The 13,996-nt window shown below is 64.5% G+C and carries 17 protein-coding genes; 7 read left to right on the top strand and 10 right to left on the bottom strand.

The window, feature by feature from the left end; all coding sequences use genetic code 11:
- Positions 1-19: 19 nt before the first annotated feature.
- The 3 genes from AC1DWU_RS09090 (at position 20) to AC1DWU_RS09100 (ending at position 2,037) form a co-directional block, all read left to right on the top strand.
- Positions 20-856, top strand: a complete 837-nt coding sequence (locus AC1DWU_RS09090) for an alpha/beta hydrolase family protein (RefSeq protein ID WP_477149651.1) — start codon at positions 20-22, stop codon at positions 854-856.
- Between the two features lie 150 nt (positions 857-1,006).
- Positions 1,007-1,594 carry an NADPH-dependent FMN reductase gene (locus AC1DWU_RS09095; protein WP_477149652.1) on the top strand — a complete coding sequence of 196 codons (588 nt, stop codon included), beginning with the start codon at positions 1,007-1,009 and terminating at the stop codon, positions 1,592-1,594.
- Positions 1,595-1,671: 77 nt separating this feature from the next.
- Positions 1,672-2,037: a YciI family protein gene (locus tag AC1DWU_RS09100; RefSeq protein ID WP_477149653.1), complete on the top strand. Its 366-nt coding sequence runs from the start codon at positions 1,672-1,674 to the stop codon at positions 2,035-2,037.
- Between the two features lie 52 nt (positions 2,038-2,089).
- Here the strand turns inward: AC1DWU_RS09100 and AC1DWU_RS09105 are convergent, their stop codons facing one another.
- Positions 2,090-2,641, bottom strand: a complete 552-nt coding sequence (locus AC1DWU_RS09105) for a DUF2269 family protein (protein WP_477149654.1) — start codon at positions 2,639-2,641, stop codon at positions 2,090-2,092.
- Positions 2,642-2,766: 125 nt separating this feature from the next.
- Between AC1DWU_RS09105 and AC1DWU_RS09110 the strand changes: the two genes are divergently transcribed.
- Positions 2,767-3,501 (top strand): hypothetical protein, encoded by a 735-nt coding sequence (locus AC1DWU_RS09110; protein WP_477149655.1) that lies wholly within the window; start codon positions 2,767-2,769, stop codon positions 3,499-3,501.
- A gap of 210 nt (positions 3,502-3,711) precedes the next feature.
- Positions 3,712-4,569, top strand: a complete 858-nt coding sequence (locus AC1DWU_RS09115) for an EamA family transporter (RefSeq protein ID WP_477149656.1) — start codon at positions 3,712-3,714, stop codon at positions 4,567-4,569.
- On the opposite strand, the gene AC1DWU_RS09120 is transcribed toward AC1DWU_RS09115, so the two are convergent.
- Positions 4,570-5,043, bottom strand: coding sequence for a winged helix-turn-helix transcriptional regulator (locus AC1DWU_RS09120; protein ID WP_477149657.1), 474 nt, complete (start codon positions 5,041-5,043; stop codon positions 4,570-4,572).
- A gap of 131 nt (positions 5,044-5,174) precedes the next feature.
- On the opposite strand from AC1DWU_RS09120, the gene AC1DWU_RS09125 reads away from it, so the two are divergent.
- Both AC1DWU_RS09125 and AC1DWU_RS09130 read left to right on the top strand, forming a co-directional pair.
- Positions 5,175-5,771, top strand: coding sequence for an NADPH-dependent FMN reductase (locus tag AC1DWU_RS09125; protein WP_477149658.1), 597 nt, complete (start codon positions 5,175-5,177; stop codon positions 5,769-5,771).
- Positions 5,772-5,957: 186 nt separating this feature from the next.
- Positions 5,958-6,437, top strand: coding sequence for an SH3 domain-containing protein (locus AC1DWU_RS09130; protein ID WP_477149659.1), 480 nt, complete (start codon positions 5,958-5,960; stop codon positions 6,435-6,437).
- A 113-nt stretch (positions 6,438-6,550) separates the two neighbouring features.
- Here AC1DWU_RS09130 and AC1DWU_RS09135 read toward each other — a convergent pair whose 3' ends face one another.
- From AC1DWU_RS09135 to AC1DWU_RS09170, 8 genes are all read right to left on the bottom strand, one after another.
- Positions 6,551-6,883 carry a 2Fe-2S iron-sulfur cluster-binding protein gene (locus AC1DWU_RS09135; RefSeq protein WP_477149660.1) on the bottom strand — a complete coding sequence of 111 codons (333 nt, stop codon included), beginning with the start codon at positions 6,881-6,883 and terminating at the stop codon, positions 6,551-6,553.
- Positions 6,884-7,050: 167 nt separating this feature from the next.
- Positions 7,051-8,076 carry an NAD(P)/FAD-dependent oxidoreductase gene (locus AC1DWU_RS09140; protein ID WP_477149661.1) on the bottom strand — a complete coding sequence of 342 codons (1,026 nt, stop codon included), beginning with the start codon at positions 8,074-8,076 and terminating at the stop codon, positions 7,051-7,053.
- 124 nt (positions 8,077-8,200) lie between these two features.
- Entirely contained in the window at positions 8,201-9,487 is a 1,287-nt protein-coding gene (locus AC1DWU_RS09145) for a phosphoadenylyl-sulfate reductase (protein WP_477149662.1), read from the bottom strand.
- Positions 9,480-11,138 (bottom strand): nitrite/sulfite reductase, encoded by a 1,659-nt coding sequence (locus AC1DWU_RS09150; RefSeq protein ID WP_477149663.1) that lies wholly within the window; start codon positions 11,136-11,138, stop codon positions 9,480-9,482. The genes AC1DWU_RS09145 and AC1DWU_RS09150 overlap by 8 nt, the downstream gene beginning before the upstream one ends.
- Complete coding sequence (locus AC1DWU_RS09155) at positions 11,125-11,430, bottom strand: DUF2849 domain-containing protein (protein ID WP_477149746.1); 306 nt, start codon at positions 11,428-11,430, stop codon at positions 11,125-11,127. Before AC1DWU_RS09155 ends, AC1DWU_RS09150 begins: the two co-directional genes overlap by 14 nt.
- A gap of 6 nt (positions 11,431-11,436) precedes the next feature.
- Complete coding sequence (gene cysG, locus AC1DWU_RS09160) at positions 11,437-12,828, bottom strand: siroheme synthase CysG (RefSeq protein ID WP_477149664.1); 1,392 nt, start codon at positions 12,826-12,828, stop codon at positions 11,437-11,439.
- Positions 12,829-13,024: 196 nt separating this feature from the next.
- Positions 13,025-13,345: a 2Fe-2S iron-sulfur cluster-binding protein gene (locus tag AC1DWU_RS09165; RefSeq protein WP_055878326.1), complete on the bottom strand. Its 321-nt coding sequence runs from the start codon at positions 13,343-13,345 to the stop codon at positions 13,025-13,027.
- Between the two features lie 79 nt (positions 13,346-13,424).
- Positions 13,425-13,817 (bottom strand): Hpt domain-containing protein, encoded by a 393-nt coding sequence (locus AC1DWU_RS09170; RefSeq protein ID WP_477149665.1) that lies wholly within the window; start codon positions 13,815-13,817, stop codon positions 13,425-13,427.
- Positions 13,818-13,996 lie beyond the last annotated feature (179 nt).

Genomic DNA, 13,996 nt, shown 5'->3' on the forward strand with positions numbered 1-13,996 from the left:
CCAACAACGGAGAATGTCGATGTCGATCCTCAGCACCAGCACCAAGACCGCCGCCACCCTCGCTTTCGCGCTGCTGGCCAGTGTTTCCCTCGCGTCCGAGACGGTCGTGGACCTGCCCAGCGGTGTGAAGGGTACCCTGTCCGTGCCCGACGCCGGCGCCACCGGCCCGGCCGTCGTGATGCTGCACGGCTTCGGCAGCTCGCGTGACGAAGTGGGCGGGCTGTTTGCCCAGCAGGCCGCGGCACTGGCCGCCGAAGGCATCGCCTCGCTGCGTATCGATTTCCGCGGCTATGGCGAGAGCACCGGCGACATGGCCGACACCACGCTCGAGGGGCTGGTCGCGGATGCCGCTGAGGCCCGCGCCTATCTCGCCGGCGTCGACGGCATCGATGCGGCCCGCGTCGGCGTCATCGGCTACAGCTTCGGCGCTGCGGTCGCCATGCTCGAGCCCGACGACTTCAAGTCGGTGGTGGTGTGGGGCCAGATGGGCGACCTGCAGGCGGAGTTCCACGAGTTCCTCGGCCAGGACTTCTACGACAAGGCGAAGACTGAGGGCGTCGCCAGCATCGATCTCGGCTGGCGCGTCGTGACACTGAAGCAGACGTTCTTCGACAGCCTCGCCAAGCACGATCTCGCAGCGCGGTTCTCCGGGTATGCCGGGCCGTTCCTGACCATCGCCGGCGATGCCGATCCTGCCACCGGCTATTTCCAGCAGTATCTCGGACTGGCCGCCGGCAAGACCGAAGCCCTGACCATTCCCAGCGCCGACCACATGCTCGGCGTCTACAGCGAGCAGCCCGAGATCGGCAAGCAGGTGATCGACAAGACCACCGCCTGGCTGCGCGACACGCTGTAAGGACCATTTGCCCTTCTGAGGGGGCCGGGCCCATGCCCGGCCCTTTCGTTTGTCGGGCGGATGCCAGTTACAACTTTGTGCCGCCTTGCGCCGTTCGAACCATAGGCACATATCCACCCCCAGTCACAAATTGTAACCAAGGGGGCACCGATGTACCGGGTTGCCGTTTTCGTCGGGAGCACACGCCCGACTTCGTCAAATCTCAAGCTCGCCAAGGCGCTGGAAAAGCTGGCTGCCGGCCGGCTGACGTTCGACTATATCGAGATCGGCAACCTGCCGTTCTATGACGACGCGCTGTGGAACGATCCGCCGGCCGAGGTGATCCGGCTGAAGCGCGAGATCGCGGCAGCCGACGCCGTGCTGTTCGTCACCCCCGAGTACAACCGTTCGATTCCGGGCATCCTGAAGAACGCCATCGACTGGCCGTCGCGGCCCTATGGGGATGGCGTGTGGTCGGGCAAGCCCGCCGCGATTGCCGGCGCCACCGGCGGCGTCAGCGGCACGGCGGCCGCGCAGGCGCACCTGCGCTCCATCCTGCCGGTGCTGGGCCTCGCGCTGATGGGCGCGCCGGAGATCTATTTCCAGTCTCGCCCCGGCTCGATTGACGACGACGGCAATATCACCGACGAGCGTATCCGCACCAATCTGGGTATCTGGGTCGAGCGCTTCACCGACTGGGTCGGCCGCTTCGCCGCGCCGCAGCAGACGGCCGAGGAAATCGAGCGCAAAACCGCCTGATCGCCTTCACACAAGAGTCGCATCGACGGGCTACCCGTTTCCTATCCGGCACTTTGCCGGCGATATGGAGATGCGCGATGCCCAACTATCTCTTGGCCTACCATGGCGGTGGCAACCCCGAGAGCGAAGAGGCGCAGGCGGCCGTGATGCTCGCCTGGAACGAATGGCTCGAAGCCACCGGCGAGGCGATGCTGGATCTCGGCAGCCCGGTCGGCGCGACAATGATCGTCGGGTCCGATGGTTCGGTGGGCCCTGCCCCGTCCGATGCGGTCAGCGGCTACTCGATCGTCGAGGCCGACGACATGGACGCTGCGCTCGCCATCGCCAAGGGCTGCCCGGTGCTCGCCGATGGCGGCACGGTGGAAGTCGCTGAACTCGTCGACATGGACTTCGACGATGAAGACGATGATGACGACGACGAGGATGAAGACGAGGACGACTGAGTCCCACCGGTGATCGCCGCCCGCCCCCAAGCAAGGCGGCGATCACCAGCGCTCACTCGGCGCGGAGAGCCCTGAGGCGCTCCCTGCCGCCGAGGATGAGGAAGGCGGCGATGCCGAGGCCGCCGTAGATCACGAGCAGTGCCAGAATGTCAGTCCAGCCGGGCTTGAGCACCATCAGCGCGACGATGGCGACGATGCTGGCGTAATCGACCATGGCGATACGGATCATCCGGCTGCCGAACACGGCGGCCTCGGCGACCTTGCCGTCGGCAATGAGCCCGGCAGCCTGCTCGCCCATCGGGCGCAGGAAGAAGTGGCCGACGACGAAGCTGGCCAGGGCGCCGAGCAGCCCGAGAATGACCCACGCCTCACCCCAGAGGTTGCCGAGCAACACGGTGACGAGGCCGAACAGCAGCGTCAGGCCGGAGGCTGGCAGGAACCACAGCATGGCAAGGCTGCCGAGACCGCCGGTGACCCGCATCAGGCTTTCGTCGTCGCCCTGGCGCATGGCCAGCACCGCCTGCAGCAGCATGACCGCGCCGCCGCCGAACCAGGCCATGGCTGCGAGCACATGCAGGAATTTGAAGATTGTATAGAAGTCCATCGTGACCCTCGCGAAGCCCCCCGCGAAGCGCGCGCTGGGTAGTCCGATGAGGGTGAATGGGGCATGAATGAGATTTTGGGGCCGTGCCCACTGTTTCATATGAATGACGTAGTTGGAGGGGCCTTTTGAAACCACTCATCATCTTTATTTCGCTTGGCTTGGTCGTCATTCTCGTGGCGTTCGTTGCTATTCCTTGGGTTACGGGCGCGTTCTTTCGGGCCACGCTCCCCGGCGGCGGTGCTTCAAACGTCACAAGGATCGAGAAGAGCTACAAGATATCGCTGAGGTACCAGGTTGGCGACGACGAAGTCGTTGGCAGCGGCGTCGTCAGGTCCCGTTTCGTGACACTTAGGGATGGGAGCGGCCCGCACGCACAAGTCTCAAGCTACGCGTTTGCAGACGCCATCCCGATGCGCCTATCCGACGGACGGGTTCTTGTGGCTCTGCTGACGACAACCGACGAGCATCGAAGATCTCTTGGCTACCTCCTGACAGCAAATTGCGGGCTTCTCCCGTCTGTGACCGACGGCACTGGAGCGTTGTGGCTCAAATCAGTCGCTGAGTTGGATGCTGAGTGCCCGCTGAACCCCGCGTTGCTTCCGAACCTTCTCATCTTTCCATCGGCGAGCAGTCCCGAGGGCGCGATTTACGTGCCAGGCGACGACAATCGCTACGATGTCACGTTTATCTCGGGCAGCCTCAAAGCCACCGAGGCGCCGCCAACCACTCAGATCGTGAGCGCGCTGCCGTGGGTACGCCAGTTCACTGGGAGAGTGCCCCTCGCCAATCCTCAAGAAGCGCCAAGATGGGTGCAGCAAAATGGATTGTCGACCACTAGTCTTATTTGGAGAAATCCATGACGACCTTTTTGGACTACGCGTTGATGTCCGAGGTGTCGGGCGATGGTTGGAGCACGTTCGAGCTCCGCCACGGGGGCAATCCTCGCGAGAGCAGACCCCCAGAGTGGGAGTGGAGCGGGGCCTATCCCATGCCCCTCTAGCGCTGTGGCACTATCCAGCCCAGCTCGTGGGTCCTACGCTCGCCATTCCACCTGATTCCCGAGCCCCGCGATGAACCTGAAATTGGCTGCCCTGTGCGCGGCGATCCTGTGGGGTTTCACCTACATCATCACCACTACCATGCTGCCGCATAACCCGATCTTCATCGGCTCGGTGCGGGCGCTGGGCGGTGGCCTCCTGTTGCTGGCGTTTGCCCGACAGATGGTGCCGAGGGGTTATTGGCCCAAGCTGATCGTGCTGGGGACGCTGAACTTCGGGGCGTTCTTTTCGCTGCTGTTCATCTCGGCCATCCGGCTGCCCGGCGGTGTCGCCGGGACGTTCCAGACGCTGGGACCGCTGATCACCATTCTCCTTGCCTGGGCGCTGCTCAGCCAGCCGCCGACGCTGCTGAAGATCGTCTCGATCCTGATCGGCGCGGTTGGTGTGACGCTGGTGATCCTGCGCGGCGATGCGGGGATCGACATGCTCGGGGTCGTCGCAGCGCTCTGCAGCGTCGTCGCCGGCTCGCTGGGCGGCATCCTGATCAACCGCTGGGGCCGGCCGGCCGAGATGTCACTGGTCAGCTTCACCGCCTGGCAGTTGCTGATCGGCGGCACCGAGCTCGCTGTGCTGGCGCTGCTCATCGGCGACCTGCCGGCGTCGATCGAGTGGAGCAACGTGCTGGGGCTGGCGATCCTTGCGGTAGTGCTGACCGCCCTGCCCTTCATCCTGTGGTTCCGGGCCATCGTGGCGCTCGGTGCAGCCTCGGTGATCCCGTTCGTGCTGATCACGCCGGTGGTGGCCTTCATCCTCGATGCGGTGATCCGCAACGTGGTCCCGGCGCCGCTTCAGGTGGTCGGCGTGCTATTGGTGATGACCGGGCTGATCGTCAACCAGTGGGCCGGTGCGCGGGCTCTAAAGCCCGCCTGATCACCAGGCCAGGGCGCGGGCCTCGGCCTCGCGCTCGGCGAAGCGCTCGCGCGCTTCCTCGACGCGGTGGCGATTGATATGAGCCCAGTTGCCGATGACCCGCAGCGGTTCCTGCAACTCCTCGCCCATTTCGGTCAGCGCATAGTCCACGCGCGGGGGGATCGACGGGGTCACCTTGCGGGAGACGAAGCCATCCTTTTCGAGATCACGCAGCGTCGCGGTCAGCATCTTCTGAGAGACGCCGTCGATCTGCCGCTTCAGCTCAGAGAAGCGCTTGGGGCCGTCGCTGAGGCCGCGCACCACGAGAATCGTCCACTTGCCGCTGATCTGTGCCAGCACCTCGTGCACTGGCAGCATGGCGCGCTGGCACTCGGCAAAGTTGTGCGGCTCGGTACGGATGGCTTCGAACGCTGCAGCAACGGCGTCGGAGGCGGTCGCTGCGGGCAGTTCCGTGTGGGTGACCAGGTCGTCCATGGGTAACTCCGTGAAGAAACGGTGCCGTCTTGTGCACCTCCGAGGTAGTCACCAACATAGCGCCAGTTACTGACGGTGACTAGGTCTCCGTTGGTGGCCACCCATGCATTCCTGACAAGGCAGACATCCAAATGACCCAGCCCCGTATCGGCATCATCCTGTCCACCACCCGCGAAACCCGCTTCGCCGACCGCCCCGCCCAATGGGTGCTCGAGATCGCCAAGGCCCGCGGCGACGCCGATTATGAAATCGTCGACCTGCGCGACTATCCCATCCCGTTCTTCGACGCCGTCGGCTCGCCGCGCTTCGTGCCGCAGACCAACGAGGTGGCGCTGAAGTGGGCACGGAAGGTGTCGGAACTCGACGGCTACATCTTCGTGACGGCCGAGTACAACCGCTCGATCTCGGGTGTGCTGAAGAACGCGCTGGACCATATCTACGACGAGCCGGCGCGGAAGCCGGCTGCCTTCGTCGGCTATGGCGCCGTGGGGGCGGCGCGCGCGGTGGAGCAGCTTCGGCTGATGGCAGTGGAACTCAGCATGGTGCCGATGAGGGCGGGCGTCCACATCAACATGGAGCCGCTGCTCGGCATGCTGCGCGGCGGCAAGGACTTTGCCGACTACGACTACCTGGCGCCGACGGTAACGGCGATGCTCGATGAACTGGCCTGGTACACCAAGACGCTGAAGGCTGGGCGCGACGTCGAGGCGCTGGAGCAGGCGGCTTAGGCCAGCGCCCACCGGCGGCGCGGAGCTGAAGCGCGGTGCCGCCGCCGGGGGCGATTCCACGGCGCGACGGAACTTCCTGCTGCCTCGGAACTTAATATCGCTACGAGAGCCCGTGGCCAGCCGGACGCACGAGCAAGAAGAGCAAGTCCGGCGCGGCTTTGCGGCTCTCCAACAAGGGAGCTGCAATTGGCCCACTTGCTTGTCTCACTCGCCACGTTCTCGGCCGTGGCGCTGGTTTCCGGCACGCTGACCGTTGGGGGATTGAAGTACAGCGCTGACACGGTGAGCAGCGTCGCCGCGTCCATGCCGGTCAAGACCACCAATCTCAAGCCCAGCTACATCGCCCGCCTGCCGCAAGCCAAGGCGGACGACCTCAATGTCGCCAGATCGGTGCCGGTGACACCCATCGCTGTCGCTACGCCAGACCCACTGGCGGCGTTGCCGGCACCGGCGTTCAGCCACACCGTCGCGGTGGAAGCGCTTCGGGTCCGGGCGGGCCCGAAAAAGACCCAGCCCCAGGTATTCACGCTCAAGGGCGGCAGCTGGGTCAACATCAGCGACAACGTGCAGGGCTGGGTGCTGATCACCGACGAGACCGGCCGGACAGGCTGGGTCTACGGAAGTTTGCTGCGTCCTGCCGCGACGGCCGAAGCGCAGCTTCGCTAACGGGCCATATCAGAGCCCGGCGCTCCCGGGTCCGCCGCTAACGGGAGCCAAGTGCAGCGGGCGTCCAGTGACCTCCGGACGCCCGCTGTTTCGTATCTGATGGGCGGCGGGGACTATGCCGCCTCGGAGTCCTTGGCGGCGCTCGGGGCCAGCGTGACGCGCATCCCGTCGAGATCCTCGTTCAAGAGGATCTGGCAGCTCAGCCGCGAGTTCGGCTTCTTGTCGAGCGTCGAGTAGAGCAGGTCTTCCTCGTCGTCGCTTGGCGCCGGGAGTTTGTCGAACCACTCGTCATCGACATAGACGTGGCAGGTGGCGCACGAACAGGCGCCGCCGCACTCGGCCTTGATGTTGAGGCCCCAGTCGCGGATCACTTCCATCGTGCGCCAGCCATCGAGCCCCTCGAGCTCGTGTTCGGTACCAGACTGGTCGGTGACGAGGATTTTCATCGGTGCATTGGCTCCGGTGACGTGGGGCGTGGCGTGCCCCATTACTGGAAAATTGTCCCGGTGTCATCCCAGCGAAGGTCTGTGCACCTGGCCGCCCCCTCCACCAGCTTCGCTGGTCCCCCTCCCCCGCCACGCGGGGGAGGATCACGGAGGGGCCGGTGCTTCTATCACACCACGCCGAGCTTCTTCTGCAGCTTGGTCGAGCTCGTCGTGTACTGGAACACCACGCGCTCGCCGGGCGAGACGACCGCCTTGGCGGCCTGGGCCATCAGCGCGGCCTCGTGGAAGCCCGAGAGGATGAGCTTCAGCTTGCCCGGGTAGTGATTGATGTCGCCGATGGCGAAGATGCCTGGGACGGAGCTTTCGAACTTCTCGGTGTCGACGGCGATCAGGTTGTCGTTGAGTTCGAGCCCCCAGTCGGCGACGGGCCCCAGCTTCATGGTGAGGCCGAAGAACGGTAGGAGGCGCGTGGCCGGCACCGGGATGTCGCCGGAATCCATGGTGATGTGGATGTGGTGGAGTTGGCCATCGGCGCCGTCGATCTTGCCGATCTGGCCGAGGAGGAAGTTGATCTTTCCCTCCATGACCAGCTCTTTCATCTTGTTGACCGAGGCCGGCGCCGCCTTGAAGGCGTCGCGGCGGTGCACCAGCGTCAGCGAGCGGACGATCGGCTGCAGATTGAGGGTCCAATCAAGGGCGGAGTCGCCGCCGCCGACGATCACCACGTCCTGGTCGCGGAAATCGTCCATCTTGCGGACGGCATAGAACACCGACTTGTTCTCATAGGCTTCGATGCCCTCGACCGGCGGGCGCTTGGCCTGGAACGAACCGCCACCGGCAGCAACGACCACCACCTTGCAGCGGAAGCTCTCGTCGGCGTCGGTGGTGAGGACGAACGTGCCGTCGTCCTGCTTCACCAGCGAGGTGATCATCCGGCTGAAATGGAACTGGGGCCCGAACGGCGCGATCTGCTGCATCAGGTTGTCGACGAGGCCCTGCCCCGTGACCACCGGGAAACCAGGAATGTCGTAGATCGGCTTTTCCGGATAGAGCTCGGCGCACTGCCCGCCCGGACGGTCGAGAATGTCGACGAGGTGGCATTTGACATCGAGCAGACCCAGCTCGAATACGGCAAACAGACCCACCGGGCCCGCGCCGATGATGACCACATCAGTGACGATTTCGTTCGACATTCGCTTCTCGTTTGGCTGAAGGCCGCTTCGACCTTCCAGTGCTAAGGTATCGCGCCGCCTGTCACGCTAGGCGCGGCGAAAACGGCGATCCCCGCTTACGGGAACCGCCGCGAATACGGAGGTGTCAGGCGTTCTCGACGGCGCGGCGGAGGAACGGCCGGGTGCCGAGCGGCACCTCAGTCTTGCCGACCGGCTGGTAGAAGATATCGACAGTCGCCAGCTTGCCTTCTTCGAGCGCCTTACGGGTCGGCTCGTGCCTGACCACGAAGGCGTTCATGCCACAGCGGCGCATATGCGAAATCTGATCGTGCAGCACATCGCCCACGGCGCGGAGTTCGCCCTTGTAGCCATAGCGCTCGGCGATCAGGCGCGATGACGAGTAGCCGCGGCCATCGCCGAAAGCCGGGAAATTGATGGCGATGGAGCTGAAGCGATCGAGATCGCCCTGCACCAGTTCGACATTGTCGCCCGGCGACACCAGCAGGCCCACCGGATGGGGGTTGGCCAGGATGGCTTCACGGTTTTCGAGGAACACCGGCAGCGGGATGTGCGTATAGCGCACGCTGCCCGCATCATCGCCTTCCGCCCACGCGCGGAACGGGTCGGCGATGAACGCGCCGTCTTTCCAGAGGTTCAATTCCTGAGCGGCCATGGGTTTGGCGATGGCTCCGTTGAAATCGAAATGGATGCCGCACTCTTTCTTGTTGAGCCCACGCCAGCGGCCGGCACGCGGGTCTTCGCCTTCGGCCACCACGCTCGTGCACGGCGCGCAACCGATCGACTTGTAGCCCTTATTGTAGAGCGGGTGCTCCGGCAACCCATACTTGAGCTTGTAGGTCGTGATATCGGCATCGGAGAAATAGGCCAGCGGGTTGACCTTGATGCGGTCGTCGCTGGTCAGCTCGAAATGCGGCAGCACGCCACGCTCGGCGGTCTGGAAGCGCTTGCGGCCGGTGACCCAGCCGCCGAAGCCGGAAACCGTGGCATCGAGCGGCTCGGTCTTCCGGATATGGCAGCAGGAGTCCGGATCCGTTTCCCACAGGTCGCCCTTGGGATCGAAGCGTTGGATGTCCTTGCTGTCCGGATGGAGCGCGATGACGTTGGTCAGCCCGAGGTGCTTCTTCAGCGTCTCGACATAGTCAAGCGTCTCCGGGAAGTGCTTGCCGGTCTCGAGGAAGTAGACCGGCAGGTTTTTGTCCACCTGCGAAACCATGTGCAGCAGCACCGAGGAATCGGCGCCGAACGAAGAGACGATGGCGACATCGTCAACCAGCAGTTCCTCGACGGCCTGGCGCAGCACTGCCACGCCATCCATCTCGTCGAACATGCCGTTGAGCGACATGATGCCGAGTTCGCGGAGCTTGTCCGGCTTATGGGCGCGAACGCCCGGGGCTACGGCGAGATCAAGCATTGCCGTACAGGGCCTCCTTGAACGGCGCGTCGCCCAGCCGCCGATAGGCAGCGATGAACGGCTCGTCGGCGCTGATGCGCTTCGAGATGTAAACGTCGACCAGCCGCTCGATGGCGGCGGGCACTTCCTCCACCACGAAACCGTGGCCGAGGATGTTGCCGATCGCAGCGTTCTCCGTGGCGTCGCCACCGACGGTGATCTGGTAGAGCTCGGTGCCCTTCTTTTCGACGCCCAAAATACCGATGTGGCCGACATGGTGGTGGCCGCAGGCGTTGATGCAGCCCGAGATCTTGATCTTCAGGTCGCCGATTTCGGCCTGCCGCTCGGGCGAGGCGAACTTGCGGCTGAGTTCCTGGGCGAGCGGGATCGAACGGGCATTGGCCAGGGCGCAGAAATCGAGGCCCGGGCAGCAGATGATGTCGGTGATCTGCCCGGCATTGCCCTCGGCCAGATCGTGCTCGACCAGCGCGGCATAGACGGCCGGAAGATCGGCAATCTTCACGTGGGGGAGCACGAGATTCTGTTCGTGGGTGACGCGAAGCTCGTCGAACGAATAGCGTTCGGCGAGGTCGGCGACGACCTCCATCTGCTTGTCGGTGGCATCGCCCGGCGCGCCGCCGGTCGGCTTCAGCGAGATGGTGACCGAGACATAGCCCGGCTGCCGATGCGCATTGAGGTTGCGCTCGAGCCAGCGGCCATAGGGCGGGTTGAGTATTTTTTCCTTGGCGACGTCCACGATGGTCTCATTGACCAGCTCGTAGTCGGGCTGCGCGAAGTACTTGGTGATCCGGTCGAGCTCTTCCTGCGGCAGGGTCAGCACGCCGCCCTTCACGTGGGCGAACTCTTCCTCGACCTGCTCGCGGATGGTGTCGATGCCGGTCTCGTGCACCAGGATCTTGATGCGCGCCTTGTACTTGTTATCCCGGCGGCCGTAGCGGTTGTAGACGCGCAGGATGCTCTCCAGATAGGCGAGCAGGTGCTCATGCGGCACGAACGGCGAAATCTGCTTGCCGATCATCGGCGTACGGCCGAGACCGCCGCCGACCCAGACTTCCCAGCCGATCTCGCCGACGGCATTGGTCGCCGCCTGCAGCCCGATATCGTGGAAACGGATGGCGGCGCGGTCGTTGGTCGAGCCGGTCATCGCAATCTTGAACTTGCGCGGCAGGTACGAGAACTCCGGGTGGAGGCTCGACCACTGACGCAGGATCTCGGCGACCGGGCGCGGATCGATGATCTCGTCGGCGGTGGCGCCGGCGAACTGATCCGTCGTGATATTGCGAATGCAGTTGCCCGAAGTCTGGATGGCATGCATCTCGACCGAAGCGAGGTCCGCGAGGATCTTCGGGATGTCGCGCAGCTTCGGCCAGTTGAACTGGATGTTCTGGCGGGTGGTGAAGTGGCCATAGCCGCGATCGTAGTCACGGGCGATCCGCGCCAGCATCCGCATCTGCTTCGAGCTCATCGTGCCGTAGGGCACGGCAATGCGGAGCATGTAGGCGTGAAGCTGCAGGTAGAGCCCGTTCATCAGCCGCAGCGGCCGGAACTGGTCCTCGTTCAGCTCGCCGGTGAGACGGCGGGCCACCTGGTCGGAAAACTGCGCCGTGCGTTCCTTCACGAACGCGGCGTCGAACTCGTCATATCGATACATGGCCGTCCTCGTCGAGATGCTGGCGGTCGAAGCGCGGAGCCGTGGGGCCCTCGGCGCGGATGCGCTCGCGGATACGATCGGGATGGATCACCCCGTCGCGCAGCGAGACCGTTTCGACCTCGATGGAATTGATGCGCCCGGTCTTCTTGGTGGCCGCGACCGCTGCATCTTTGGCCTCCGCTTCTTCCGCGAGGAAGACACGGGCCTGCTGCAGCTCTTCGACCCACTTGCCGGCGCGGTCCAGATAGACCGTCGCGCCGCTCATCAGCTCATTGCCGGTGAGGATTTCCATGCTCACTTACGCCACCTTGAATTCGGAGCTGGCGAGTTCGATCGCGTCGCTCCAGTCACCGTGCGCGATCGCTTCGCCCACGAAAATGATTGCCGGACCGTCATCAAGCTCGATCGTGCCCGCGGCCAGTGTGCCCAGCGTGCCACGATAGAGCACGCGATCCTTGCGCCCTGCCCTGACCACCACCCCGACCGGGATGGTCGCCGCCGCGCCTTCGGCGATCAGCCGGGTCGCCGTCGGGCCGGCAACCGACTTGCCCATATAGAGCGCCAGGGTCAGGCCGGTCGAGGCCAGCGCCGCCCAGTGCTTCAGCTCCTCGGACTCGGCGCCGTGCGCCGTGGCGAGGACAAAGCCGGTCGAAACCTTGCGCAGCGTCACCGGCGTCGCCGTGTCGGCAGCAGCGGCCAGCGCCGAGGTGACGCCTGGAACGATGTGATAGGGGATGCCGGCATCCTTCAGCGCGTCGATTTCCTCGCCAGCGCGGCCGAACACCATCGGGTCGCCGCCCTTGAGACGCGCCACCCGCTTGCCCGCCTTGCCGAGCCGCACGATCAACGCGTTGATCTCGGCCTGGGTGAAGGAGTGATGGCCCTTCTGCTTACCGACGAGGATGCGCTCGGCATCGCGCCGGCCCATCTCGACCGCGGCAGCAGGCACCAGGTGATCGTGGACGATCACGTCGGCTTCCTGCAGCAGCCGCTGGGCGCGCAGGGTGAGGAGATCCTCGGAGCCGGGACCGGCACCGATCAGCCACACTACGCCCGGGCTCTCGCCGTCGGCGGCATGCCGCTCAAGCAGCGTCTCGGCCTTGTCGGCGCCCTGCCCGCGCAGCAGCGCGACTTCGACCTCGGGCGAGGTGACCAGTTCTTCGTAGTAGCGGCGGGCGCGGGCGCCCGGCAGCAATGCGGAGACTTTGTCGCGCATCGAACCGGCGAGCTTGGCCAGCGCGCCAAGGTTGGGCGACAGCGCGGCCTCGATCCGCGCCCGGATCAGCCGAGCCAGCACCGGCGCATCGCCTTCGGTGGCAACGGCAATGGTGACCGGAGCCCGATCGATGATCGACGGGGTGTAGAAATCGCACTCTTCGGGGACGTCAACGACATTCAGCGGCACCCGCCGGGCGCGCGCGGCGAGCTTCGCCGCGTCACCATCGGGACCGTGGTCCGCGACGAAAACCAGTGCGGCATCAACGAGATCGGCGTCCTCGAACGGACGCGCCAGCACGGTGACCGGCAGCTCGGAGAAATCGGCTTCGATGTTTCGGGAGATAATGACGACCAAAGCAGTCGTCTTAGAGGCCAACCGGGCTTTGTTGAGGGCTTCTTCTCCACCGCCGACGATGACGATGCGCTGACCCTGGACTTTGTAGCTGACGGGGAATGTGTTCAGTTCACCCATTCACGGCCTTTCCGAAGCCGGATACATACTGACTTCGGCTCTTTGGGACAAGCCATTGAAATTCAATAGCTTTAATGTTTCCCATAGCAGCTGCGGATTAGAATTGCGTTGAGGTCCGGCAACCTAGCTCGACAAATGAATCCATAGCGGGCGCCGATGATGGAACGATGGCGCTGTTCGGGACACTCTGCCGAGATCAGCCCTGCCGCTCGGGCACGTGCACCACGAGCCCATCCAGCGCGTCCTTGACCTTGATCTGGCAGCTCAGCCGGCTGGTCGGCTTCACTGCGTAGGCGAAGTCGAGCATGTCTTCTTCCATCATCGAGGGGCCGCCGACCGTCTCGGTCCAGGCGTCGTCGACATAGACGTGGCAGGTGGCGCAGGTGCAGGCGCCGCCGCATTCCGCAACAATGCCCGGCACGCCGTTCATGATCGCGGTCTCCATCACGGTCGATCCGACCTCGCCCTCGGTCTCGTGCCGCGTGCCGTCGGATTCGATATAGGTGATGTGGGGCATGTAACTTCGCTCGGGAGGGTTAGCCGCATATAGCGGTGCCGCCCCCTCGTCGCAAGCGCGCCAAACGGCGCAGGCAGGCTCAGGCCTCTTCGGCGCCGACGAGTTCGGCGATGAAGGCCTGGCAATCGACCACGGCGGCGGCGATGTCCTGGATGTGCTCGGGATTGACCGGATTGCCGGCGCGCAGGGCATCCTCGGCCCGTTTGGTCAGATCGCGAACGCCCCAGGCGCCGATGCCGGCGGCCGCGCTCTTCAGGGTGTGGAGATGTTCGAGCAGCAGCGGGATCGAGGTGCTGTCCTCAATGCGGCCGAGATAGACGCTCGACATCTCGGCATAGAGCCGCAATACCTCGTCGCGGAGCCCCGGATCACCCAGCGACTGCTGGTCCAGATGGTCCATGTCGATGGGCGTCTGTGAGAGATCCCGAAGCGGAGCATCCTGCCCCGTTTTCACTGCGTTCTTCCCGCTCATCCCCGTGGCCCTTGGTTCGTTCCCGCCCGTTTCTAGGCTGGATGCAAACTAGCGGGAGCGGATGAAGGGGCCGCCAAATGAATGGGTACAATCTTACCTATGCCCTTAACCGGCCGCATTCCCACCCGAAATTAACCTTCCATTAAGAATGCGTTCGGTTTGCCTCAAATTGCATGTAT

Source organism: Devosia sp. P2_G7, from assembly GCF_056403495.1.

Bases quoted from the DNA above. Each gene is read 5' to 3' on its own strand.
- AC1DWU_RS09090 (WP_477149651.1), top strand. From the start codon at position 20: ATGTCGATCCTCAGCACCAGCACCAAGACCGCCGCCACCCTCGCTTTC.
- AC1DWU_RS09135 (WP_477149660.1), bottom strand. From the start codon at position 6,883: ATGAAAATCCTCGTCACCGACCAGTCTGGTACCGAACACGAGCTCGAG.
- AC1DWU_RS09120 (WP_477149657.1), bottom strand. From the start codon at position 5,043: ATGGACGACCTGGTCACCCACACGGAACTGCCCGCAGCGACCGCCTCC.
- AC1DWU_RS09170 (WP_477149665.1), bottom strand. From the start codon at position 13,817: ATGAGCGGGAAGAACGCAGTGAAAACGGGGCAGGATGCTCCGCTTCGG.
- AC1DWU_RS09155 (WP_477149746.1), bottom strand. From the start codon at position 11,430: ATGGAAATCCTCACCGGCAATGAGCTGATGAGCGGCGCGACGGTCTAT.
- AC1DWU_RS09165 (WP_055878326.1), bottom strand. From the start codon at position 13,345: ATGCCCCACATCACCTATATCGAATCCGACGGCACGCGGCACGAGACC.
- AC1DWU_RS09095 (WP_477149652.1), top strand. From the start codon at position 1,007: ATGTACCGGGTTGCCGTTTTCGTCGGGAGCACACGCCCGACTTCGTCA.
- cysG (WP_477149664.1), bottom strand. From the start codon at position 12,828: ATGGGTGAACTGAACACATTCCCCGTCAGCTACAAAGTCCAGGGTCAG.
- AC1DWU_RS09100 (WP_477149653.1), top strand. From the start codon at position 1,672: ATGCCCAACTATCTCTTGGCCTACCATGGCGGTGGCAACCCCGAGAGC.
- AC1DWU_RS09140 (WP_477149661.1), bottom strand. From the start codon at position 8,076: ATGTCGAACGAAATCGTCACTGATGTGGTCATCATCGGCGCGGGCCCG.
- AC1DWU_RS09125 (WP_477149658.1), top strand. From the start codon at position 5,175: ATGACCCAGCCCCGTATCGGCATCATCCTGTCCACCACCCGCGAAACC.
- AC1DWU_RS09115 (WP_477149656.1), top strand. From the start codon at position 3,712: ATGAACCTGAAATTGGCTGCCCTGTGCGCGGCGATCCTGTGGGGTTTC.
- AC1DWU_RS09145 (WP_477149662.1), bottom strand. From the start codon at position 9,487: ATGCTTGATCTCGCCGTAGCCCCGGGCGTTCGCGCCCATAAGCCGGAC.
- AC1DWU_RS09150 (WP_477149663.1), bottom strand. From the start codon at position 11,138: ATGTATCGATATGACGAGTTCGACGCCGCGTTCGTGAAGGAACGCACG.
- AC1DWU_RS09105 (WP_477149654.1), bottom strand. From the start codon at position 2,641: ATGGACTTCTATACAATCTTCAAATTCCTGCATGTGCTCGCAGCCATG.